Below are 22,447 nucleotides of genomic sequence, written 5' to 3' on the forward strand. Positions count from 1 at the left end.
GGTTCTGCGTGGACAAGAACAAAAAAGCACTGTTCCTTTGAAGAATATCAAAGGAACAGTGCTTTTTGAAGTTAAACCGCTTGTGAAAACTGGGTTAGACCTTTTTCATGGTGGTCATCTGCTGCTGCAGGTCCAGTACAATGCTGGCCAGACGGTTCAGCGAGAGGTCGGCAATGGGGAAGGTATTGCTGATATATGACTTCGCTTCCCAGATTTCCACTACATCCTCCACGTCAATTTCGTAGGGAGAATACACGGGGTTGTCGGAGTGCAAGGCCAGCATGGCAGAATCCTTCAAGCGGTTGAACACGCGCTTAAAGACAATGCCCTCTTTGCTGCTTACCACGATGCAGGGGGTTCCATCCTTAATGCTCATCCAGTCATCCACATAACGGCCTACAATCACCGTTCCGGAGGCTATAGGCAGCATAGAGTCACCACTGATTTCGAAAGCACGGTAAGTGCCGTTGGTTCCCAGCATGGGCAGGCGGAACTTAGGCAGCTCCTCCAAGTACTCCGGGTCGGCGTAACCGTTAAGGTAACCGGCGCTAGCTTTTAGGGGTACCAGCTCAATGTTCTCATTCTGGTCCTTGTCTACTGTCAGGGCCAGTATGCGCAGGTTGCCACCGGGGCGGGTGGCCGTAGCGTCCAGAGCGGGGGTTGTAGTCTGGGTTTGCATCTGGAGCAGTGCAGCTTTAGCATTCTTTTTCTTGCTAAAGTCAGTGGTAACCAGTGCATCCAGGGTAATACCGAACAAGCGGGCCATGTTCACCAAGGTAGTTAGCTTGGGCTCGGCGCGCCCTTCTTCGTAGGCTCCTACCAAAGAACGTTTTATACCCAGCTTTTCAGCCATCTGCGCTTGCGTCAGGGCTAATTCACGCCGCCAGAATTTAAGATTCGTGTTGATCATCGCAAATAGGAGCCGGGGAATAAGGTCAGTATCAGCAGGTTATTCGGCTCGTGAAAATACTAACAAAGATCGGTGTTTACTAATTCATTTAGCGCAAATTTTTGCTAATTATTTTTGACAGAATGCCACTTCCTAAACCCTCTAGCTGCGCACTACCCCAAAACGTCCCGCTTTTGTGTCCAAAATAATAGTTCGGGAGCTAAATGGCTCGTTACCCAGCATACCACCCATTCCGGAGAAGCGCATCATGAGCTGCTGCGATAAACTAGTTCCTTCCATGTGGGTAACCGTACGCAGCGGAACTGTACTCTTGCCCATCTGCATGGCAGCTGCGGTAGATACCGTATGGGCCGTCAGGGTTTTACCAAAGGAATTGACGTTCACGGTTTGGGTTGGCGAGCCAGGAGCAGCCAGCTTCTGCCAGTTATCCTGACTGGACAGCAACGAAAAGGCACTGCTGCCGGAATCAAATAGAAACTGCTGTGACTTGCCCTGCATACCCACATTCAGCAAAACCCGACGATCCGTAAAAGCCATAGGCACAAAATCGGTTTGCTGTACCAAGTCGCTGGGCACGCTGGCGACGAGGCTAAACCGGCGCTGGCCATAATCCAGGATCAGTGCGCGGCCATCCAGCACATCAGTGCCCAGCGTGCCAATAATGAAAGGAGCCGTAGTATCGGACGGCATGGTGGCCATGCCCATGTGCAATACTCTCAGTTTGCGCGCCTGCACTTTTCCATCTCCAATTGCGAAGCTGAAATTCCGAACGGTATCAGGCGCTTGCTGGAAGGTATGGCGGGTAGCAGGGTAACGCTCCTGCAGCGCAGCTAGAGATTTATCATACAGAACAGAGTACGGAGCCCCTGTATCAAATTGCAGGTAGCATGTACGGGCACAGTTGGCCAGCTTCACTGGAATGAGCAGCGCGGCATGCGGCATGGCGCGTTGCTCTACCGTATCAGCTAGCCAGACAAAGGAAGTGGCGGCAGGCAGCCCGGTTACAGTAAGCTGATTGGTGGGTGCCTGGAACTTCTTACGAGCATAAAAGTAGCCGCCAATACCACTAACGATAAGGAAAGCCAGAACTGAGAAAAGGATTTTAATGAGCAGTTTCATAAGGGGTAGAGCTGAGTGATTTGATGGATCAAAACTACCCTCGCTCCTGCCCCAGGTCGTGCGCCATTATCCCGTCATTTCTACGCCATTTAATACAATGGTCTTTATATCAACAACTTATTATTTTCATTATAGCCGAACCGGATACAGGTTCAGGTTGCCCTGCTTTAACAGCCGATGGTTATAGAGGATTGTTCCGGCATTCAGAGCATAGGTAATTCCGACGATGGCCACATATACTCCAGGCACTTTCAAGTGATAAAAGCGAGCCGCCACTATCTGGGCGGCCAGGGCCAGAGCAAACAGCAGGAAACTAGTAGCCTGCCATAGAATTTGGAACCCCAGCACGCGTCTGCCCACCTCCGCTACATGTTCTGTGTCGAGGCGGTGGGTACGCCATAGCAGGAAAGGCACTATCAGGTTCAGCAGGGGAAAGACCAGGAAGCTGAGCGCGCTCAGGTTGAGCAGCTGTAGATATTGGGGGTCGGAGCGCAGAACGGGAGCGGCACTTGGCTCAGAAGCAACTGCCACAACGGGCACTGGCTTTGGCTCTGTGCGTAGGGCTTCCAAGGGTACTTCCAGCGCCGCCGCCAGTGCCTGCAGGGTATGGCCGCGCGGTATGGTGTCGCCCTGTTCTACGCGCTGAATAGTGCGGAGGCTGATACCTGACTGCTCTGCCAGTAACTCCTGCGAAAGCCCTTTACTTTTTCGGATAGTCAGAATACGTTCGGCAGAAAACATGACGCGTGTAGCTTGAGGAACCAGGTTGTTCCCAAAGCTACACGCGCATTTCACGTAGGCCAATAATTTTTCGGATGATTACTCGCCGCGCAGTTTTTTCTGATACAACATAGCCATGCGCAGCTTGGAGTAGTCATACTTCTCACGCAGGTGGTCGAACAGGTCACGCAACAAAGGCGCGCCACCCAGCTGGCCAATGGCCGTCTGAATTTCGGCAAACTCATCCGTAGTCAGAAATTCTTCCAACCGAATCTGGGCACCCTTGGCGTACAGCGTTTCTATATGGGCCCTAATGGTGCTGGGGCTCAGGCTACGGCGTTCGGCAATGGCATCTATGCTTAAGCCCAGACGGTGTAGCTGCAGAGTAGCTTCGTGCGTGTCGCCGGCTTCGCGCTTGGCGCGAGGCTTACGCGCCGGGGCTTCCTCGGGCGGCACGTCATTGTCCTCCACGGCATCATCCGGACTGGGTGCACCACCCTGGGCCAGGATTTCCCGGATGAAAACGTCACCGTAGTTTTCAAACTTCTTCATACCCACACCGGAAATACCCAGCATGGCTACCCGCGTAACGGGCCGTTCGGCGGCCATTTCCTGCAGCGTAGTATCGGTGAAAATAACATAGGGCGGTACGCCCTGTTCGTCAGCAATTTGCTTGCGCAAAGTGCGCAGGCTTTCGAACAGACGAGCTTCGGGCGTGGCGGGTGTGGCCGTAACGGCTTTCTTGCCCCGTACGGGTTTCTCGGCCTTTTCCGTCACCTGGAATTTCTTCATGGAAACGGTGCGCTGGCCTTTCAGCGTTTGCTGGCCCAGCTCCGTGATTTTCAGCGTGTAGCCATCCTCATAGGCAATATAGAACAGGCCATCATTCAGCATCTGGTGAATGTAGCTGTACCAGTCCAGGTAGGGCAGGTCGGCGCCGGCCCCGTAGGTTTTAATCTGGTCGTAGCCACCCATGAGCACAGCCTGATTACGCATACCGCGCAGCACATCAATCAGCAGGCCAATAGATGCTCGCTCACGCATGCGAAAAACGGCTGACAGGGCTTTCTGGGCCAGCAGCGTGCCGTCGAAAGTAGTGGGTGGATTGCGGCAGATGTCGCAGTTGCCACAGTCCTGGGCCAGGGTTTCGCCAAAGTAATTGAGCAGCACTTTCCGGCGGCAGCCGGCAGCCTCGGCAAACTGCTGCATGCGCTCCAGCTTGGTAAGATTGAGCTGGGTGAGGTGCGGATTCTCCTTGGTGAGCATTTCCCGCAGGCTCATGACATCGGCAAAGCTATAGAACATCACGGCCGTAGCCGGGGCTCCGTCGCGGCCGGCGCGCCCTATTTCCTGGTAGTAGCCTTCAATATTTTTGGGCAGGTTGTAGTGCATCACCCAGCGCACATTGCTCTTGTCGATGCCCATACCGAAGGCAATGGTGGCCACAATCACCTGCAGATCATCCTTCAGGAAGCCTTCCTGTGCGCTGGCCCGCTGATTGGGCGTCATGCCGGCATGGTAGAAGCCCGCCCGAAAGCCTTTGGCTTTAATTTTCTGGGTGAGCGTTTCGCACTGCTTGCGTGAGAGGCAGTAGATGATACCTGGCTCGTCGGGGTGGCGCGCGAGGAAATCCAAGATACTGTCTACCCGGTTCTGGCCGGGACGCACCATCAGGTTCAGGTTAGGCCGGTCGAATGAGGACAGGTACACCTGCGGGTCGCGCAGACGAAGTTGCTGCTGGATGTCGCGCTGCGTGAGGCGGTCGGCGGTGGCGGTGAGGGCAATGATGGGCACCGTCGGGAACTGGTCGCGCAGTACCCGCAGCTGGGTGTACTCGGGGCGGAAATCATGTCCCCAGGACGAGATGCAGTGCGCCTCATCAATAGCGAACATACTCACTTTCAGGCGCTGCACAAACTGCAGAAAGCCATCTGACAAAAGCTTTTCCGGGCTAACGTAGAGCAGTTTCAGGGCGCCAGACTGACAGTCCCGGCCGATGCTGCTTTGCTCGCTCTGGCCCACGCTGCTGTTGATGTAAGCAGCCGGAATGCCATTGGCGCGCAGGGCTTCCACCTGGTCCTTCATTAAGGCAATGAGCGGAGACACGACGATGCAGACTCCTTCCTGCACCACAGCCGGCACCTGAAAGCAGACGGACTTTCCCCCACCCGTGGGCATCAGCACTACGGTGTCCCGGCCTGCCATGATGTTCTCAATGATATCCTCCTGCATGGGCCGGAAGGTATCGTAACCATAGTATTGCTTAAGGACGCGGCGGGCAGATTCGAGGGTAGGCGCGAGAGGCTGAGGAGTAAATAGCATTGCGTAAAAATACGGCGGCTAGCCGGGAAGTCAACGAAAGAAGAAAACCCTCCGGGCCTGGAAATGGTGCACCTTCCGCGCGGAATTCTGTACTACCCTAGTAGTGCTGGTTTTCGTATGAATTAACACCGATTAATTTACCTCAATCCTATCTGCCATGAGCCCAAATCAGCTAAATGCTACCTCCGCCTCTACCAAAGCCAACCAAGCCGTGCTGGATGCGCTGTACCGCTGCATAACGGCCTGTGAAAACTGCGCCACGGCCTGTTTACACGAAGAAGATGTGCAGATGATGACCGGCTGTATTCTGCTGGATCGGGACTGCGCGGATATTTGTTCACTCACCGCCCGCTTAGTGGCCCGCGACTCTGAGCATGCCAAGCACTTAATGAAGGAGTGTATTGAAGTTTGCCAGAAGTGCGCCGCTGAGTGCGGTAAGCACGACCACGACCATTGCAAGGCATGTGCAGAAGCCTGCCGCGCCTGCGCCCACGCCTGCGGGCTGTACGCGGGCTAAGCGCAAAATAAAAACCAAAAGGCCGCTTACAGAAGTAAGCGGCCTTTTGGTTTTTAGATGTCAGGTCTTGATTCTGCTCAATATGCTGTGCAAAACCCCAGCTTACTTCGCCGTCCACTTATTATTAGACTCGTCGGCATCCATGAAAATGCCGCCGTCCAGCTCTACGCTTTGGATAGCCTTGGTGGAAGACAAAGCAACCGTTGCCTGCTGGGGGTTGGCCCGCCAGATAATGGGCGTTTGATGTAGCATTTGCCGCGTACCATCAGTGTACAGAACATGTACATCTACGGGCACGGCAAAGCCCCCAATATTTTTGATGGTGATAGTGGAGCTGCCTTGCGCCGCGGCTACCTGATCAACGGCCAGATCAATGTAGTTATTGGTGAAAAACCAATTCTGGAAAAACCAGTTCAGGTTCTGGCCGGCAGAAGTGTTGAAGGAGTTGAAGTAGTCCCATGGAATGGGGTGCTTACCGTGCCAACGGTCCATGTACTCATGCAGCGCCTTGGTAAATAGCTGCTCGCCCAGCAGGTCGTGCAGAGCCAGGTAGCTCAGGGCGGCTTTGCCGTAGGAGTTGTTGCCGTACCCGCCGGTCAACTCGTTAGAGGGCGTTATAATGGGCAAATCCTGGCTGGTAGACGGGTTGTTTATCCAGCCCTTCACCCGAAACTCTTTGAACAGGGAATCTGCTTCGGCCGGCTTCTTTTCCGTGCGGCCAATCCATAGTTCAAACGTGGTGGCCCAGCCTTCATCCATGAAAGCGTAGCGGCTCTCATTGATGCCCATGTAAAAGGGAAACCAGGTGTGAGCTATTTCGTGGTCCTGCACAAACTGCGCAAATTTTGGGTCCTCCTGCGGGCTGTCGTTCACCATCATGGGGTATTCCATGTCGGCGAAACCCTGCACGGCCGTCATTTTGGGGAAAGGATAGGGCACTCCCGGCTGATTCTTCGAGAACCAGCTCAGGGCGTTGCGGCCGTTCTGCACCGACTGGCGGAAGTCGACGGTTTTATCCTGGTAAGCGGCCTGCATGCTGACCCGGCGCTGGGTAGCATCGTCTACCACCACACTGGCGCCATCCCAGATATACTGGTCGCTCAGGGCCAGGGCTACGTCGGAAATATCATTGGCTTTCCACGTCCAGGTATTCTGCTTGCGCTGGGCCGTGATGCGCTTTTTGGCCAGGTCTTCCTTCGTGACAATGTGTACGGTCTCGTCGCTGGTCATGGATTTTTCCAGACGCTGCGCGTAGGTGGGCTGCAGTACTTCCGTGGGGTTTTGCAGGGTGCCGGTGGCCCACACCAGGAAGTTTTTGGGCACTTTCACGTGCAGGGTGTAGTCGTTGAAGTCGTTGTAGAACTCCTGCGCGTCGGTGAAATCGAGCCGGTCCCAGCCGTTATAGTCGTCATAGACTGCCACGCGGGGGTAGAAATATGCCAGGTAATACGTTGTCTTCTCCAGCATCCCCTCCCGGCCGCTTTCCATGGAAACCGGGAAGTGCCAGGCAAACGACATCTGCACCGAGTCGTGCGGCAGCAGCGGCTTGGGCAGCTGAATCATTTTCCAGGTTGCGCGGCCCTGCTCGTTAGGGAAGGGCTGTGTTTTGCCCGCCACCATAAACGTATCCACCTTCACGCCATCGGTGAGGTAGCCCGCCGACGCATCGCCCAAGCGGGTAGCGCCAGGCTTATGAATGTTCTGAATCAGCTTGATCACGATGCGCCGGAGCGTATCGGGGCTGTTATTGATGTAGGTGATTTTCTCACTGCCCTGGATATTGCGGCTGGGCGGCGTGGCCCGCACCGTAATGGTATAGCGGGCCCGGTTTTGCCAGTATTTGGGGCCGGGGCGGCCGTCTGCGGATCGGGTGCCTTTGGTAAAGGCCTTCTGAATATCGCGCGGCATATACAAGGATTGCGTCTGCGCATTCAGCGTAAAAGCGCCCAGCAACAGGGCACTGAGTAGAAAAAGCCGCATAGTTTTCAGCTTAGGGAGAAAGGAAGTTGCCAGAAGACAGGCCCTCCGAGACGGAGGTTGCTCGGGCTAATCTGTTTTCGAAGGTATATTTTTCGTCGATTCCGGCAATTGCTGCTCCTGCTGCGTAGTGAAGTTCTGACGGCAGAATCCTCCCTGTTAACGTATGTCGCGACTTTTGCGCATTAGCCTTTACCTACTGGCCGCCCTGTTTTTGGTGGGCGGCACGATGCATTTTCTCACACCGGAGCCCTACGCGCGCATTATTCCGCCTTATCTGCCTTTTTCCCAATTACTGGTATTTCTAAGCGGAGTGGCAGAAATCGGACTGGCTGTTCTTTTGCTTCCGAAGCCAACCCGCCGCTGGGCTGCCTGGGGGCTTATTGCCTTACTGATTGCCGTTTTTCCGGCCAACATCTACATGGCTCAGCACATTCCTACTGGCCTAAATATCCCAGCATGGCTGTTATGGGCCCGCCTGCCCGTGCAGCTATTCCTGATCTGGTGGGCGTGGCTATACACGCGCAAAAGTGCATCTAGTTTATAGCTCGAAAGTAATTGCCGGGAACTACTTCATATCCCGACTTCCCCTGCATATGAGGATAGGTTTATTCCATCAGGATGCCGGCTGTGTTTGCTTGCGCGTGCCCTGGTAAAGCTCATACTTCAGCAGCCGGCAATCAATGGGTCCGTTGAAGAGCGGAATTCGGCGAGAGGTTTTCAGGCCAATGCTTTTGGCTGCCTGCAGGTTACCAGTAAACACGTAGGCATCATAGCCCTGGAAATTGGTTTTCAGCGTATCGCCGATGGTTTTGTAGAGGGCGGCCATTTCGGCTTCCTCTCCTATTCGCTCCCCGTAAGGAGGGTTCATGATGACGATACCGGGCTCCTCTTTGGCGGGGGCTTTGGCGTCTTTCACGTCGCGCACCCCCAGGCGGATGTAGTCTTCCAGGTCAGCAGCAGCCACGTTTTCGCGGGCCAGCTCTACGAACTCCGCGGACAGGTCCGAACCCGCAATGTAAGCCTGTGGCTCCTCAATGCGCATTTGTTTGGCATCCATCTGCACCGACTCCCACAGGGCCTTGTCGAAATCAGGCCAGTTTTCGAAGCCGAATTTCCCCTGATGATACAGGCCGGGGGCGATGCGCTGGGCAATGAGCGTCGCCTCTGTGAGTAGCGTTCCGGAGCCACACATAGGATCGATGAGCGGCTTTTTACCATCCCAGCCGGTGAGCAGCAGCAGGCCAGCAGCCAGCACCTCGTTCAGCGGAGCAGCATTGGTCTGCTGGCGGTATCCGCGCCGGTGCAGCGACTCGCCGGAAGCATCCAGACTCAGTACCACTTCATTTTCCAGCATATGCAGGTGCAGGCGAATATCAGCGTTGCGCACATCCACATTGGGGCGCACACCAGTGCGGTTGCGGAACTGGTCTACAATGGCATCCTTAGTCAGCTGGGCTACATACAGGGAGTGCTCCAGGTTGGATTTATTGACTACAGCCGTAATGGCAAAGGTCTGATCCGCGCCTATGTACTTGCTCCAATCGATGCGGCCTACCTCGCGGTAAAGGGACTTTTCGTCGGGGGCGTAGAAGTCGGCGAAGGGCTTAAGGATACGCATGGCCGTGCGGCACCACAACACCGCCTCATACATCTGCTGGGTGGTGCCGGTGAACTCCACCGCACGCTGGCCCATCTTTTCAATCTTCGCGCCCAGGGCCCGCAGCTCATCGGCCAGCACTTCTTCCAGCCCAAACTGGGTGGTGGCGGTCATAAAAAATGGGGCGGAGCGGCGGTTATCGGCCATGAGTGGGAGGCAGTATGAGGTATAGAATGCACAAAGGTCGGCTTTTTTAACCTGTCATCCTGAGCCTGCGAAGGACCTTCTCCCGGCTGAACGACTAGCATAACCACGACTCGTGCTAACGTGACAAGGTCCTTCGCAGGCTCAGGATGACAGATTGGCCCGGGCTTCGCCCGAATTCCTATCTTTAAGGCTCTGTCATTCCTCTTTTTCTACCGCGCATGGCCGCTCCCGCCTCTACTTCTCCCCTTCCTCACACCAGCGCCGCCCCGGCCCACTCCTACGCTGGCCCCATGGTGTTGATGACTACTCTGTTCTTCCTGTTCGGGGCTGTTACTAATTTCAATGATGTGCTCATGCCTTATCTAAAGGACGTGTGCCAGCTGACTGATTTACAGTCGTCGTTAGTGCAATCAGCCTTTTTCGGGGCGTATTTCCTGATGTCATTGCCCGCGGGCTGGGTGCTGAAAAAGCTGGGCTATCAGCGGGGTATTGTGGTGGGCCTGCTGATAATGGCCGGCGGGGCGCTGCTATTCATACCAGCCGCTGATTCGCGGGCTTTTGCTCTGTTTCTGACGGCGCTGGCAGTACTGGGCGCGGGTATTACGCTGCTGCAAGTTGCCGCAAACCCCTATGTGAGTGTACTGGGCCCAGCCCGCGCGGCCGCGGCCCGCGTGAGCATTGTAGGAGTGGCTAACAACTTTGGTGGCAGCCTCTCGCCTCTGGTGGGCGGCCTCGTACTTTTTGGCGGCTCCGTGGCCCTGAAAGCCCGATTGGCAGCCCTACCCTTGGCTCAGCGCTTGGACGAAGAGGCCCAACTAGTAAAAGGCCCTTATATGGGTCTGGCGGTATTTCTGGTGATACTAGCTGCTGTGTTTTTCTTTCTGGTGAAGCTGCCTGAAATTGAAGGCATTCCATCGGAGGGAGAAGTTCGGGGTGCGGAATGGAAGGAAGATGGCCAACTGAGAATAACCCGGCGTACCAGTGCACTGGGCTTTCCGCACCTGGTGCTGGGCATTGTGGCTATTTTCGTGTACGTGGGCGTAGAGGTTGGGCTCGGCTCTTTTCTGATTCGATACGGCGAAAGTCAGGGTATTCAACAGCTCTCTGCATTTACCCAAAGCCTTGTACGAGGGCTGAATGTGGCCACCAATTACGCCTTGGTGCTTTTCGGTCAACATGCCGCTCCCATTGATACCACAGCTGGCTTCACTAAGGCCGTGGGCGCGGTGCTGGTCTCGTCGTATTGGTTTGGCTCCCTAGTGGGCCGGCTTGTGGGTATCCCGCTACTGCTTCGCTTCCACAACCGGGCGCTGCTCATTGCAGTGTGTGCCGCTGCAGCCGCACTGGTACTTGCCTCCATTATGAGCCAAGGCGAAGCTGCTTTGTGGCTTATCGTGCTCTGCGGCTTGATGAACTCCATCATGTGGCCGGTCATCTTCCCGCTGGCTATTACCGGCTTAGGTCGTTTCACTAAGCAAGGATCCTCCTACCTGATTATGGCCATTGTGGGTGGGGCACTCATCCCACCTCTCATGGGCTTTATTGCCACCCACGGCGGCGGACTCCGTATGGCGTTTGTAGTGCCGGCACTGTGCTACGTGTACCTGCTGTTCTACAGCCTCAGCGGCTACCGCGTGCGGTAACGGTATTCCCACTAAACCTTCTGTCATCCTGAGCCCATGCGAAGGGCTTGGTCACATTAAAAAGTGTCGTTGTTACGATGCACTTTCAGCCGTGAGAAGTTTCTTCCCTTCGGCGCAGGATGACAGGAGGTTTTTAGGCATTTGTCCAGCGGCAGCTACATTCTCCAAACCTCTACCTTTGCGGTAGTATTCCTCCTATTTCCGCTTGCCATGACCCCGGCTCCACTGCTTGAAACTAACGTCTCGCTCCGTCCTTACAACACTTTTGGCATGGAGGTGACAGCGCGCCTGTTTGCGCGCTTCACGTCGGTGGAAGAGTTGCGGGCGCTACTGGCTTTGCCCGAAGTACAGGAGGCAGAAAAGTTGGTATTGGGCGGCGGCAGTAACCTGCTTTTCACGCAGGACTTCAACGGCGTAGTGTTGAAGAATGAAATCTGTGGCTTGGAAATTATCCGTCAGGATGAGGCCACCGATACGGCCCTGGTTCGGGCTGGCGCCGGCGAGTCGTGGCATGGGTTGGTGCAGTACACGCTGGATCAGGGGCTGAATGGTATCGAAAACCTTTCTCTGATTCCCGGAACCGTGGGTGCCGCGCCGCTGCAAAACATTGGGGCCTACGGGGCGGAGCTGAAAGACACTTTCGACCACCTGGAAGCGGTGGAAATCAGCAGTGGTGAGCTGCACACATTTACGCACGAGCAGTGTGGCTTTGGCTACCGCGAATCGGTGTTTAAAGGCCCGTTGAAAAACCGCTACATCGTAACGGGGGTGGTGCTGCGCCTGCACCGCAGCCACCAGCCCAATGTTAGCTATGGGGCCATTCAAACCACGCTGCAGGATATGGGCATCGAAAACGAGCCCACCGCCCGCCAGGTGAGCGACGCCGTTATCAGCATCCGGCGCAGCAAGCTCCCCGACCCCGCCCAGATTGGCAACGCCGGCAGCTTCTTTAAAAACCCCGAACTCTCCCAGCAGAAATACGACGAGCTAAAGGCTCTTTTTCCCGACCTGCCCGGCTACCCCGTTCCCGGCGGCGTGAAGGTGCCTGCCGCCTGGCTTATCGAGCAGTGCGGCTGGAAAGGCCAGCGCCGCGGCCCCTACGGCGTCCACGACCGGCAGGCGCTGGTGCTGGTAAACCACGGCGGCGCGCAGGGTCAGGACATCCGCGACCTGGCGTATGAAATCATTGCCTCCGTTCGCGAGAAGTTTGGCGTGGAGCTGCACCCCGAGGTGAATATTCTGTAAGAGAAGGGTTCTGGTTTTTAAGTAAACGAAAGAGGAGATTCCTGAGCTCAGGAATCTCCTCTTTCGTTTACTGCTATTGGGCAGCAGACCCACTATTACCTAGCCTGTAAAACCAATTCTGGAGTACAAGCGGCGGATAGGCATGCAGCAAAGAGAAACCTGTAATGAACCAGCCCTCGATAGCCAGCCAGGCATTGGGAGCATGCTTTGGTAAACCCTCGGCATCATATACTAGCTGCTGATTCAGCACAGAAGAAACCAATAAAGCTATACCCAGCACCAGCAATCCAAACCGGATGGAAGTCCGATGCAACCACCAGTCCCGTAATTTCCCCTGCAGCCGCAGAGGAAGGCCAATACAGGCACACAGACCAATAGTGATTAATGTAAGAATAACACCAAAAAGCGGCTGAACCACTATTAATCCCAGCAACCCATCTATTCCACCCTGATAATCCATTAAGGCAAACAGCAGGTAAATACCCAGTAAACTGCAAAACGTAAGGGCTAACTGACCGAACAAGACCAGCGTGCGATAAATGAATGACATGATGGTTTTTAAGTTGTTGAAAGGTTACTTCAACACCGCCACCGTAGCCCCATCCCCGCCTCTATCAGCGTGCTCATCGGCAATGCTGGCCACGGCGCGCGTGGAGCGGAGGTAGTCGCGGACTACCTGACGCAGAACACCGTTTCCGCGGCCGTGCAGGAACTTGATTTCCGGGATGCCCAGCATAATGGCATCGTCTACGTAGGCCATTACTTTGTGCAGGGCGTCTTCGGCCCGCTCACCGCGCAGGTCCAGCGTGGTATCAAAGCCCGACATCCGGCCGGTGAGGTCGAGGCTGGCGTTGGCGGCCGGGGCCAGGCGTGCGGTTTCCTTCTCCCGCTCCCGAATCTCAGAGCGCGTGAGCTTTTCCAGCAGACCAATCTTCACAATGGTCTTCATGCCGCCGAAGGAAACCTCCGCCGTTTTGCCTTTCACGGCCATAATCTCGCCGTGGCCTTCCTGGCCGATGAGCGCCACTTTGTCGCCGGGCTTGAGCGTGCCGGCTTCGGCCAGCTCGCGGGTGGCTTTGGGCTTGGGCGGCTCAATCTGCAGCTTCTCCCGCACAAACGTATCCAGCTTCTCGCGGGCACCCTTGGTCTTTTCCTTATCAGCCTGCGACAAGCGAATTTCCTGAATGGTAGCCTCAATCTGCTGGTTGGTATCCTTTAGCAGCATTTTGGCTTTGGCCTTGGCATCACGCAGCACATCGAGTGTGGTTTCGTCGAGGTACTTCTTGAGGTCCTGATATTCCTGGGCGGCTTTTTTCAGGCGTCGTTCAGCTTTGGCAGCTTCAGCAGTGCGGTTTTCCAGCTCGGTTTTTTCCTTCTCCAGGCCTTCCAGCAGCCGGTCGTAGCGGATTTTATCCTTACCTACCAGTTGGGAAGCGCGCTCCACTATCTGCTTGGGCAAGCCAATCTTGCGGGCAATTTCAATGGCGAACGACGAGCCCGGCTTGCCAATTTCCAGCCGGTAAAGCGGCTGCAGTTGGTCGGGGTCGTAGCGCATGCCGCCATTCACGATGCCGGGCGTGCGCTCAGCAAAGTTCTTCAGGTTGGTATAGTGCGTGGTGATGACGCCAAACGCACGGGCACGGTTAAGCTGCTCCAGCACCGCCTCGGCAATAGCACCGCCCAGCGCTGGCTCCGTACCGGTACCAAATTCGTCAATCAGCACCAGGCTGCGCTTGCCGGCCAGCGTCACGAACTGCTTCATGCTGAGCAGGTGCGAGGAATAAGTACTGAGGTCGTTTTCCAGACTTTGCTCGTCACCGATGTCGAGAAAAATATCATCGAACATACCCGCCTCAGAGCCATCCCCTGCCGGGATTAGCAGGCCGCATTGCAGCATGTACTGCACCAGCCCTATTGTCTTCATGGCCACTGACTTACCGCCGGCATTCGGCCCCGAAATCAGCAGAATGCGCCGTTCCGGGGTCAACTCAACGTCCAGCGGTACTACTTCGCGTGGGTCGTCCTTGGGGTGGTTCTGAAAGGTCAGGTACAGCAGCGGGTGACGCACCTGCCGCCAGCGCAGCAGCGGCCGCCCCGACAGTGTAGGTAACGAAGCCTCCAACTGGCGCGCCAACTGCGCTTTGGCTCGTACAAAATCCAGCAGGCCCAGGTATTGATAGGCCTTGCGCAAATCAGGAATATGCGGGCGCAACTGGTCCGTTAGAGCTGTAAGAATGCGCACCAGCTCTCGCTGGAAGGCATTTTCCAGGTCTTTGATGTCGTTGTTCAGCTCGAACACCGCTTCCGGCTCAATAAAAACCGTCTGGCCGGATGCTGATTCGTCGTGAATGAGGCCCTTTACACGGCGCTTGTGCTCCGCAATGACGGGTAGCACCAAACGGCCACCGCGGATGGTAGGCTCGGCACCTTCAGGCACCCAGCCTTCCTGGCGGGCGTGCCGCAGAATGCCAGCAATCTGCTTGCGCAGCTGGCCCTGGCGGTTGATGAGTTCCTGACGGATCTGGCGCAGCAGCGGCGAGGCATCGTCGCGCACGTGGCCTTCATCGTCCACCACTTTGTCCATGGCGGCCAGCAGGTTGCGGTCTACCTGCACGCCAATGCCCAGTAGGCGCAGTGTGGGATATAGGCTTTCCTCGGCCTGCGTAAAGAAAACCAGCGCCTGCCGGATGGTGCGCAGCGACATCTTTACCGCAAAAAAAGCGGGCACGTCGAGGTAAGCTCCCGGCAGGGAGGCGCGCACCAAATGCGGATGCACATCGTGGTAATGCTGGCTGGGAAAGTCGGCGCCGGAGTTGAGCAGCTGGCGGAACTCGTCGGTTTGTAGCAGCAGCTTTTGAAGCTGCTCGGCATTGGTCTGGAAGTGCATCTTGGCCACAAACTGCCGGCCCAGGGCACTTAGGCACAGGCCATCCAGCATGGTGCGCAGCTGTGCGAAACCAATTTTTTGCTCGAAATTATTGGGAAGAATCAAGTAGGGTCAGATCAGGGTACTCGGAATAGAATGCTAAGGTAAACAGTCTGAGCGGGGTGAAAGATTCAGCAAGATTAATAAGATGTTTCTTTAAGAGGTAGCTTGCTTTCGCCTGTCCGCCGCGGCTAGCCACGGTCCTAAGTAAGATATATAAGCACCTATAGCACCAATTAGACTGCCCGCCGAAGCATTACCTCCGAGTAGCAGCTTCCCAAAAACCATTAAAAGTACAATGGTGGCAACTCCGAGCAGCACTGTCGAGGCGGGTCGCTCAAAGAAACTGCAGCTTCGCTTCAAGACCAACGGGTTCTGCTGCCGATATTTATTTGCCGCGTTTTCTACTGCTTGCACTAACCCAATAAAGTCGCCAATGGGGCCAAACAGCTTATTAGAACTGATTTTTATGTTACGCCCATTCTCCAGCTTAAAAACAAACTCTTCCCGGTCACGCAACGATTTATACTTGAAGTGCGCCACTTCAATAAATGGAATCAGCAGTGTTTTCGGGCGGCTCTTGAAGTGCACTACTAATTGCTCCGCTTCTACGAAAACTTGTGCTGGTATCGTCACCAGCCATTTCAGCAGCAGATAGCCACCGATTGCCCCCACCGCCAGCGTAGCCCCACCCATCACCTTTATCCAGATTGACCCATCTAATTCTAGCAGCCGAACGAACCCAACTAACAAGACCATTATAGCAGGTAGTCCCAGCGAAAATGCCAGAGTTGAATTGCATAGCCTTACCTCGAATTTCTCCACTACTTATAGCAAATTAGTCATAAAGTATAACCGGGCTTCACTCTACTTCTCTCCGGATACCCCCAGCCCAAATAGCGCGAAGTCATACTTCACTGGGTCGTTGGCATCAAAATGACGTAAGTTTTCCGTCAGCTCCTCGGCGGCGCGCCAATCAACCTGCTCACGCTTTAATAAGCCCAGCAGCCGGGCCTGCCGCTCCACATGCACATCAATCGGACAGATCAAATCTGCTGGTGACATGCGCTGCCAGAGGCCGAAATCTACGCCCTGGTCGTCGTGGCGCACCATCCAGCGCAGGTACATATTGATGCGCTTACAGGCCGAGCCACGGGCGGGCGTGGCAATGTGCTTGCGGGTGCGCTGGGGTGCATCTTCCAGACTAAAGAATAGGTTGTGGAAGTTTTCGAGACGCTGCTTTTGGGTGCTGCCGTGCAGGAAAGCATCTTCCAGCGTTTCGTGCTGCTGATAGAACCACTGTAGCCAGTGCACAAAATAGAGCAGGTCCGTGTCGCAGAAGGTGCGGTGGCAGAAGTGCAGCAGACCCTTCAGGTCCTCATCAGAATGATGCAGAATGAACTGATGCGGCGCATAATCCATGCGCTGCATCAACTCCTGACACTTATTGATAATGGTTTTGCGCTGCCCCCAGGCCAGCAGCGCCGCAAACAGCCCACTGATTTCAATATCCTCCCGCTGCGAGAAGTGGTGGGGAATGCTGATGGGGTCAGCCACAATGAAATCCGGCTGGTTGTAGCGGTGATACCACTCTTCCAGCCGGGCTTTTATTTGTTCGTGTTTCACTGGCAATGCTTACGGCATGTAAGACGTTTCTACCCGGAAGCGCGCATCAGGGGTAGACAGCATCTGCACGGCGCGGGGCGAGAGACGAATCAGGATGTTGCTGTTTTCGCCGGTATCGGGCAACTGACCAATCACGCGCACATACACCGACACATTGTTCATGATGTTGCGTACCTGCACAATAGTGCCTACCGGAGCGGTTTTGTGCAGCGCCAAATACTTTACGGAGGTAGTATTGGGAATAACGGCCGCCAAGCCACTTTCCGTCACGCGGCGAATAACTTCATTGGCTCGTTCCGGGCCCCGCTCCTCTTCTGGCTTGGTGGAAGCCGTAGCAGTTTCGTCAGAATCCGTTTCCTTCTTTCTGGGTTCTTCTTTTTTGGGCTCCTCCTTTGCCACTTCTTTAACTACCGGTGGGGTTTCCCGCTCGGGCCGTGAGGTGGGCAGTGTGGCCGGAGCGTGTGCCGGCAGTGCAGTTACCGGCTCGGGGGCCGATACCGAAGCAGGGGCCGCTGGCTTTACTGCGGCTACGGTCTCGCGGGGAGCAGCCGTTTGGCCGGCAGGTATAATAATGAGCGTTTGTCCCGAGTTTACGGTACCGCTGGCCGGCAGGTGGTTTTGCCGGATTAAAGTACTGGTAGAAACGTCAAATTTGTTGGCGATGGAAAACAGCGTTTGCCCGGGCTTTACCCGATACACGCGGTTGCCCTTGGCATCGGCTGGCAAGCCTTTGGCAGAACCCGCGGCGGCAACGGTTGGTTTAGCACTACGACGGGCCGAGGCGGTAGTAGTGGCTGCGGGAGCCAGTACCACGCGCGTACGGGGTACCAGCACAATCTGGCCAGTGAGCAAGGCCCCTTTTACCTTTGGGTTGGCCTCTAAAATATCTTCTACAGGCACTTTATAGCGCCGCGCCAAACCATAGAGGGTTTCGCCGGGCGCTACCCGGTGCTTAATGAGAAGTTTATTGTTTTGATACTCCACGCCAATAGAATCGGCAGGAAATACCCAAGAGGAAGTAGCAGAGGCGGAAAAACCAGCGAGTAAGAGCGCGGCGAACGGCAACCAAAAACGAATCATGAGCGGTTCGTGAGAAAACGAAAAGTAAAAAAGCAACGAGGACGCCGGGCCTCTAGCATAAACATTGCCGAAAGATAAAACATTATCCTGCTCAAGTACCAGATTCGGCCTGTTTTCGATGAAATTACTGCCTTTGTGCCTGATATTGTAAATACTGATCTACGGGGTGCTTCTTTTACCTTTACCCCCTCATCAGGTCACTCCCCTTCTATATGCTGAATGCCATCGGAATTATTCCTGCCCGCTATGCTTCTACCCGTTTGCCCGCCAAGCCGCTGGTAGATCTGGGCGGTAAATCCATGATTCAGCGGGTAGTAGAGCAGGCCCGGCAGGCTCAACTGAGCCGCGTAGTAGTGGCCACCGATGACGAGCGGATTTTGCGCCACGTACTGGATTTTGGGGGTGAAGCCGTACTAACCTCTCCCGAGCACCCCAGCGGAACCGACCGGGTGTACGAAGCCTACCAGGTACTAGCCCAGCCAGCAGATTGCGTGGTGAATATTCAGGGCGATGAGCCCTTTATTCAGCCCAGCCAGATAGATGCACTTCTGGCATTGTTTGCCCAGGAGACCACACAGATTGCCACCTTGGTGAAGCCCGTTCTGACCACGGAAGAGCTCTTTAGTCCACATTTGCCTAAAGTGGTCCGTAATACGGCCGGGGAAGCGCTTTATTTCAGCCGGCATCCGCTGCCTTACCAGCGTCAGAAAGGTCAGGAAGAATGGCTGGCGCATCATCTATACTTCCGGCATATTGGCTTATATGCCTACCGCCCGGTGGTGCTGGCCTCGTTAACCCAGCTCCTTCCCTCGGCGCTGGAACTGGCCGAAAGCCTGGAGCAGTTGCGGTGGCTGGAACACGGCTACCGCATTATAACGGCCGAAACCGAAGTAGAAACCATTGGGATTGACACCCCAGAGGATGTGGAGCGCGCCCGGCAGTTTCTGGCCCACGCCCTGCCTGGTTAGCAGTTGCCAGTTGCCTACTCTGTACTTACTCCAGCGGCATCATCAGCTTGCTTTGTTATGTGATGCTCGGCCGTGATATGGCGCTCATCCTGCATTTCCTTGGAGAGAAAAAAATTGAGTGCGGTACGAATAACGGCAATGGCACCCAGCTTCCCAATCTGTTCCCAAGTGGGTGCAATGGCCGTTGTCAGGATATCAGCACCGAGCTGAAATTCCAGCGCCAAGGCTAAGTACCGCGCCAGCACCAGCCGGATTGCCGTAAAATTGGCTGTGCGCCTTTGCCATAGTGCCAGAATAAACAACCTTCCTGCAACCAGAATACCCAGGCCAATAATAAAGGCCCCGATGGTTTCAATGCTCAACTTCAGCCACTGCACGGCATTAATTACCCATTCCTCAGCGAGTGTATGAATGGTAACGGGCTCCAGTAGCAGCATAGCAGTTTGAATAGTGGGTCAGGGAGCAAAAGCCTATGTTTTCTGCCCGACAAATTTCCCTACGGTTTTTCTGACGGCACAGCTACCCTGAGCCCAGCGGGCCTTTTGTTTCGAAGTACCAGCGCTACCGATATTCGGCTGATTTAGCCACCTATTTTTTTCACCTTATAGCGCAAATCCGTCAGCACAGCCATGATCTTCTCCCGGAAGTCGCCCTGAATCAGGATTTCGCCATCCTTAGCATTGCCGCCTACGCCGCACTTAGTTTTGAGCAGCTTAGCCAGGGTTTGCAAATCCTCGTCTTTGCCTACGAAGCCGGTGATGAGCGTGACCTGCTTGCCGCCCCGGGACTTTTTATCCAGCTGCACGCGCAGGTTCTGCTGCTGAGGTGGCAGGGTGTTGGTTTCTTCTTCCTGATTGTACTGGTACTCAAAGTCGGAGCTGGTAGAGTAGACGATTCCGTCCCTTTCGCGCCGGTTTTTATCGTTTTTCATCGGTAATTATTATGGATGTTGCTGCCTGCCAGGCAGCAACCATTAGGTTCTTTAAACAGCTACTTCCAGGGCCAGGGGCAGCAGCTCTACCTCAAATTCGGTGTTTTCGCCCACATAGTCGCCATCTACGTGAAAGCCCAAAGCGGCGGCGGCGGTTACCCGCACCTTGTTGGAAGTATGAAAGGCGGCGGCACCGGAGGTAGGCAGGTCGCCGAGGGCGAGGCCCAGGCCTACGCGCACTGCCCGCAGCAATGGTAAGGCATCAATCAGGCATAAATCCAGCAGCCCGTCCCGGATATCGGCCAGGGGGGCAATGTAGGCGTTGTTGCCGTACTGGGCGGCGTTGGCAAAGGCCAGCACGTAGCAGTCGGTGGTCAGCACTTTTTCGTTGAAGTGCACCTGCACCGGTACTGGCTGGAAACGGCGATACTCGCGCAGGGCTACCTGTACATAGGTGGATAGCCCGCGCGTGCCAGCCACCGCAAAGCATTTGCTCACGTGAGCATCGAACCCCAAACCTGCCGTACAGAAGAACTCCCGGCCATTGATGCGGCCCACATCCATGCGCTGAAACTCGGGCTCATTCAGGCGCTGAATGGCCGCTCCCAGGCCCAGAGGTATGTGCAGGTGGCGGGCCAGGCCGTTGCCGGATCCCCGCGGCAGAATACCCAAAGCCGCTTGTGTACCCAGCAGACCACGGCCTACTTCGTTCACGGTACCATCGCCGCCCACGGCTACCACAATGCGGAAGCCGCTGTTAGCCGCCTGGCGGGCCAGCTGCACGGCGTGGCCGGCATATTCGGTGTACAGCACTTCATACGCTACCGCCGCCGGGTTGAGGTAGCGCGCCAGCAAAGCGGGCACGTCCTGCTTGCGGTTGGTACCGGAGGCGGGGTTCAGAATAAAGCAGATGCGCGGCTTGGCAGGCATAGACGACAATGAGCAGGCAACGGAAAAGAAAAACCGGACAGCGCTCCGCCTCAAACATAAGAAAGCCCGCCCTAACGGGCAGGCTTTCCGGAAATCAAAGCAGCAGGACTGCTTACTTGGTCATGGCCTCACCCAGCTTCTGGATCAGGTCGGCGGTGCGGGTGCTGTAGCCGGTTTCGTTGTCGTACCAGCCAATCACCTTGGCCAGCGTGCCGCTGGCTGAGGTCAGCTCCGAATCGAAGATGCAGCTGTGGGGGTTGCCCACAATGTCGATGCTTACGATTGGGTCCGTGGTGTACTCAATGATGCCTTTCATAGCACCTTCTGAGGCCGACTTCAGAGCGGCGTTGATCTGCTCTTTGGTGGCTTCTTTCTTCAGCACAACGGTCAGGTCGGTCATGGAACCATCCGGAACGGGTACGCGCATGGCCAAACCATCCAGCTTGCCCTTCAGGGTGGGCAGCACCAGACCTACGGCCTTGGCGGCACCAGTGCTGGTGGGGATAATGCTATAAGCAGCAGCGCGGGCACGACGCAGGTCTTTGTGCGGCGCGTCCTGCAGGTTCTGGTCAGAGGTATAGGCGTGCACCGTGGTGATGTAGCCTTTCTCGATGCCGAACACCTCGTCCAGTACCTTCGCCATAGGCGCAAGGCAGTTGGTGGTGCAGCTAGCGTTCGAAATGATGGTTTCGTCGCCGGTGAGGATGTCCTCGTTTACGCCCAGTACTACGGTAGGAATGTTGCCGGTAGCGGGAGCGGAAATAACTACTTTCTTGGCACCAGCGGTGATGTGCTGGCCAGCACCAGCTTCGTCAACGAAGCGGCCGGTAGATTCCAGCACCACGTCAACGCCCATTTTGCCCCAGGGGAGCAGCTTGGGGTCACGCTCGGCCAGAGCGGCAATGCGCTGGCCGTTTACGGTGAGGCTTTCCTCGTCGTATGCCACAGTGCCATCGAAGCGGCCGTGTACGGAGTCATACTTAAGCAGATGCGCCAGCGTCTTGTTGTCGGTCAGGTCATTAATGGCCACAACTTCAACGTTGTCTCGGCCCAGCAGCGACTTAAACGTCAGGCGGCCAATGCGGCCGAAACCGTTAATGGCGACTTTGATTTTTGCCATGGTATAAAGAGAAAGGGGTTAACGGCCCCGCAACGGGGCCTGATGCAAACGCGGAGCGAAGGTACAGGGCCCTGGTAACTTCGCCAAATCATTTGCGCACCATGTATAAAATGGCAGGCGAATTTTCGCTTCTGGTACCGCTTACTACCTTCTGTTGGGCTTGTAGGAGCTGAAAACAACTGATGAGGTACTCAGGTTTGAAAAATTCCGCGCTGAGAATCAGCTGTTTTTCTGCCGAAACATCATTTTTCTTGCGGCAGGCTATTGCGCTCAAAGATTCGTCTTCTATCTTTGCAGCACCAAATCGGAAATGGCCTTCATATCTGGTCCGTTCGTCTAGGGGTTAGGACAGTAGATTTTCATTCTACCAACAGGGGTTCGATTCCCCTACGGACTACTCGCCTTCCGATTTGGCATTGGTTTATAAACCGCGCTGGTTTACCCCAGGGCGGTTTTTTTATCCAAACTGAAATACTGGCCGCTTCCGGCAGCTTCGTTTTTCGGTTTTATTGAAACGACGGAAAATCACCATATCTGGTCCGTTCGTCTAGGGGTTAGGACAGTAGATTTTCATTCTACCAACAGGGGTTCGATTCCCCTACGGAC

At 55.4% G+C, this 22,447-nt stretch carries 20 protein-coding genes and 1 tRNA gene; 6 read left to right on the plus strand and 15 right to left on the minus strand.

Features of this window, described 5'->3' with window-relative positions; all coding sequences use genetic code 11:
• Positions 1 to 94: 94 nt before the first annotated feature.
• The 4 genes from Q4G72_RS12510 to recQ form a co-directional block, all read right to left on the minus strand.
• Positions 95 to 910 carry a helix-turn-helix domain-containing protein gene (locus tag Q4G72_RS12510; RefSeq protein ID WP_303311754.1) on the minus strand — a complete coding sequence of 272 codons (816 nt, stop codon included), beginning with the start codon at positions 908 to 910 and terminating at the stop codon, positions 95 to 97.
• Positions 911 to 1,051: 141 nt separating this feature from the next.
• On the minus strand, positions 1,052 to 2,029 hold the full coding sequence (locus tag Q4G72_RS12515) for a hypothetical protein (protein WP_303311755.1): 978 nt from the start codon (positions 2,027 to 2,029) through the stop codon (positions 1,052 to 1,054).
• A 129-nt stretch (positions 2,030 to 2,158) separates the two neighbouring features.
• Entirely contained in the window at positions 2,159 to 2,770 is a 612-nt protein-coding gene (locus Q4G72_RS12520; protein WP_303311756.1) for a helix-turn-helix domain-containing protein, read from the minus strand.
• A 78-nt stretch (positions 2,771 to 2,848) separates the two neighbouring features.
• Positions 2,849 to 5,071 carry a DNA helicase RecQ gene (recQ, locus tag Q4G72_RS12525; protein WP_303311757.1) on the minus strand — a complete coding sequence of 741 codons (2,223 nt, stop codon included), beginning with the start codon at positions 5,069 to 5,071 and terminating at the stop codon, positions 2,849 to 2,851.
• Positions 5,072 to 5,228: 157 nt separating this feature from the next.
• Between recQ and Q4G72_RS12530 the strand changes: the two genes are divergently transcribed.
• Entirely contained in the window at positions 5,229 to 5,588 is a 360-nt protein-coding gene (locus Q4G72_RS12530; protein WP_303311758.1) for a four-helix bundle copper-binding protein, read from the plus strand.
• Positions 5,589 to 5,690: 102 nt separating this feature from the next.
• Here the strand turns inward: Q4G72_RS12530 and Q4G72_RS12535 are convergent, their stop codons facing one another.
• The gene (locus Q4G72_RS12535; protein WP_303311759.1) at positions 5,691 to 7,568 is read right to left on the minus strand and encodes a M1 family metallopeptidase; all 1,878 of its coding nucleotides are present in this window, start codon (positions 7,566 to 7,568) and stop codon (positions 5,691 to 5,693) included.
• A gap of 163 nt (positions 7,569 to 7,731) precedes the next feature.
• Between Q4G72_RS12535 and Q4G72_RS12540 the strand changes: the two genes are divergently transcribed.
• Positions 7,732 to 8,112 carry a DoxX family protein gene (locus tag Q4G72_RS12540; RefSeq protein ID WP_303311760.1) on the plus strand — a complete coding sequence of 127 codons (381 nt, stop codon included), beginning with the start codon at positions 7,732 to 7,734 and terminating at the stop codon, positions 8,110 to 8,112.
• A gap of 69 nt (positions 8,113 to 8,181) precedes the next feature.
• Here Q4G72_RS12540 and Q4G72_RS12545 read toward each other — a convergent pair whose 3' ends face one another.
• On the minus strand, positions 8,182 to 9,372 hold the full coding sequence (locus tag Q4G72_RS12545) for a THUMP domain-containing class I SAM-dependent RNA methyltransferase (protein ID WP_303311761.1): 1,191 nt from the start codon (positions 9,370 to 9,372) through the stop codon (positions 8,182 to 8,184).
• 218 nt (positions 9,373 to 9,590) lie between these two features.
• On the opposite strand from Q4G72_RS12545, the gene Q4G72_RS12550 reads away from it, so the two are divergent.
• Positions 9,591 to 11,015 (plus strand): sugar MFS transporter, encoded by a 1,425-nt coding sequence (locus Q4G72_RS12550; protein ID WP_303311762.1) that lies wholly within the window; start codon positions 9,591 to 9,593, stop codon positions 11,013 to 11,015.
• Between the two features lie 210 nt (positions 11,016 to 11,225).
• The gene (gene murB, locus Q4G72_RS12555) at positions 11,226 to 12,260 is read left to right on the plus strand and encodes a UDP-N-acetylmuramate dehydrogenase (RefSeq protein ID WP_303311763.1); all 1,035 of its coding nucleotides are present in this window, start codon (positions 11,226 to 11,228) and stop codon (positions 12,258 to 12,260) included.
• Between the two features lie 73 nt (positions 12,261 to 12,333).
• Here the strand turns inward: murB and Q4G72_RS12560 are convergent, their stop codons facing one another.
• The 5 genes from Q4G72_RS12560 to Q4G72_RS12580 form a co-directional block, all read right to left on the minus strand.
• Positions 12,334 to 12,810 (minus strand): hypothetical protein, encoded by a 477-nt coding sequence (locus Q4G72_RS12560; RefSeq protein WP_303311764.1) that lies wholly within the window; start codon positions 12,808 to 12,810, stop codon positions 12,334 to 12,336.
• A 24-nt stretch (positions 12,811 to 12,834) separates the two neighbouring features.
• Positions 12,835 to 15,252, minus strand: coding sequence for an endonuclease MutS2 (locus Q4G72_RS12565; RefSeq protein WP_303311765.1), 2,418 nt, complete (start codon positions 15,250 to 15,252; stop codon positions 12,835 to 12,837).
• A gap of 90 nt (positions 15,253 to 15,342) precedes the next feature.
• A complete protein-coding gene (locus Q4G72_RS12570) occupies positions 15,343 to 15,939 on the minus strand; it encodes a hypothetical protein (protein ID WP_303311766.1) in 597 nt (198 codons plus the stop codon).
• Between the two features lie 114 nt (positions 15,940 to 16,053).
• Positions 16,054 to 16,812, minus strand: a complete 759-nt coding sequence (locus Q4G72_RS12575) for a TIGR02757 family protein (protein ID WP_303311767.1) — start codon at positions 16,810 to 16,812, stop codon at positions 16,054 to 16,056.
• A gap of 9 nt (positions 16,813 to 16,821) precedes the next feature.
• Positions 16,822 to 17,892, minus strand: coding sequence for a LysM peptidoglycan-binding domain-containing protein (locus Q4G72_RS12580; protein WP_303311768.1), 1,071 nt, complete (start codon positions 17,890 to 17,892; stop codon positions 16,822 to 16,824).
• 212 nt (positions 17,893 to 18,104) lie between these two features.
• On the opposite strand from Q4G72_RS12580, the gene kdsB reads away from it, so the two are divergent.
• Positions 18,105 to 18,860 (plus strand): 3-deoxy-manno-octulosonate cytidylyltransferase, encoded by a 756-nt coding sequence (gene kdsB / locus Q4G72_RS12585; protein WP_502213677.1) that lies wholly within the window; start codon positions 18,105 to 18,107, stop codon positions 18,858 to 18,860.
• Positions 18,861 to 18,874: 14 nt separating this feature from the next.
• Here kdsB and Q4G72_RS12590 read toward each other — a convergent pair whose 3' ends face one another.
• The 4 genes from Q4G72_RS12590 to gap form a co-directional block, all read right to left on the minus strand.
• Entirely contained in the window at positions 18,875 to 19,297 is a 423-nt protein-coding gene (locus Q4G72_RS12590; RefSeq protein ID WP_303311769.1) for a DUF1622 domain-containing protein, read from the minus strand.
• Positions 19,298 to 19,440: 143 nt separating this feature from the next.
• Complete coding sequence (locus tag Q4G72_RS12595) at positions 19,441 to 19,791, minus strand: translation initiation factor (protein WP_303311770.1); 351 nt, start codon at positions 19,789 to 19,791, stop codon at positions 19,441 to 19,443.
• 51 nt (positions 19,792 to 19,842) lie between these two features.
• Positions 19,843 to 20,721 (minus strand): diacylglycerol/lipid kinase family protein, encoded by an 879-nt coding sequence (locus Q4G72_RS12600; protein ID WP_303311771.1) that lies wholly within the window; start codon positions 20,719 to 20,721, stop codon positions 19,843 to 19,845.
• A gap of 112 nt (positions 20,722 to 20,833) precedes the next feature.
• Positions 20,834 to 21,841: a type I glyceraldehyde-3-phosphate dehydrogenase gene (gene gap / locus Q4G72_RS12605; RefSeq protein WP_054412447.1), complete on the minus strand. Its 1,008-nt coding sequence runs from the start codon at positions 21,839 to 21,841 to the stop codon at positions 20,834 to 20,836.
• A 325-nt stretch (positions 21,842 to 22,166) separates the two neighbouring features.
• On the opposite strand from gap, the gene Q4G72_RS12610 reads away from it, so the two are divergent.
• Positions 22,167 to 22,238, plus strand: a tRNA-Glu gene (locus Q4G72_RS12610).
• Positions 22,239 to 22,447 lie beyond the last annotated feature (209 nt).

The organism is Hymenobacter sp. BT730, assembly GCF_030542105.1.
Taxonomy (GTDB): domain Bacteria; phylum Bacteroidota; class Bacteroidia; order Cytophagales; family Hymenobacteraceae; genus Hymenobacter.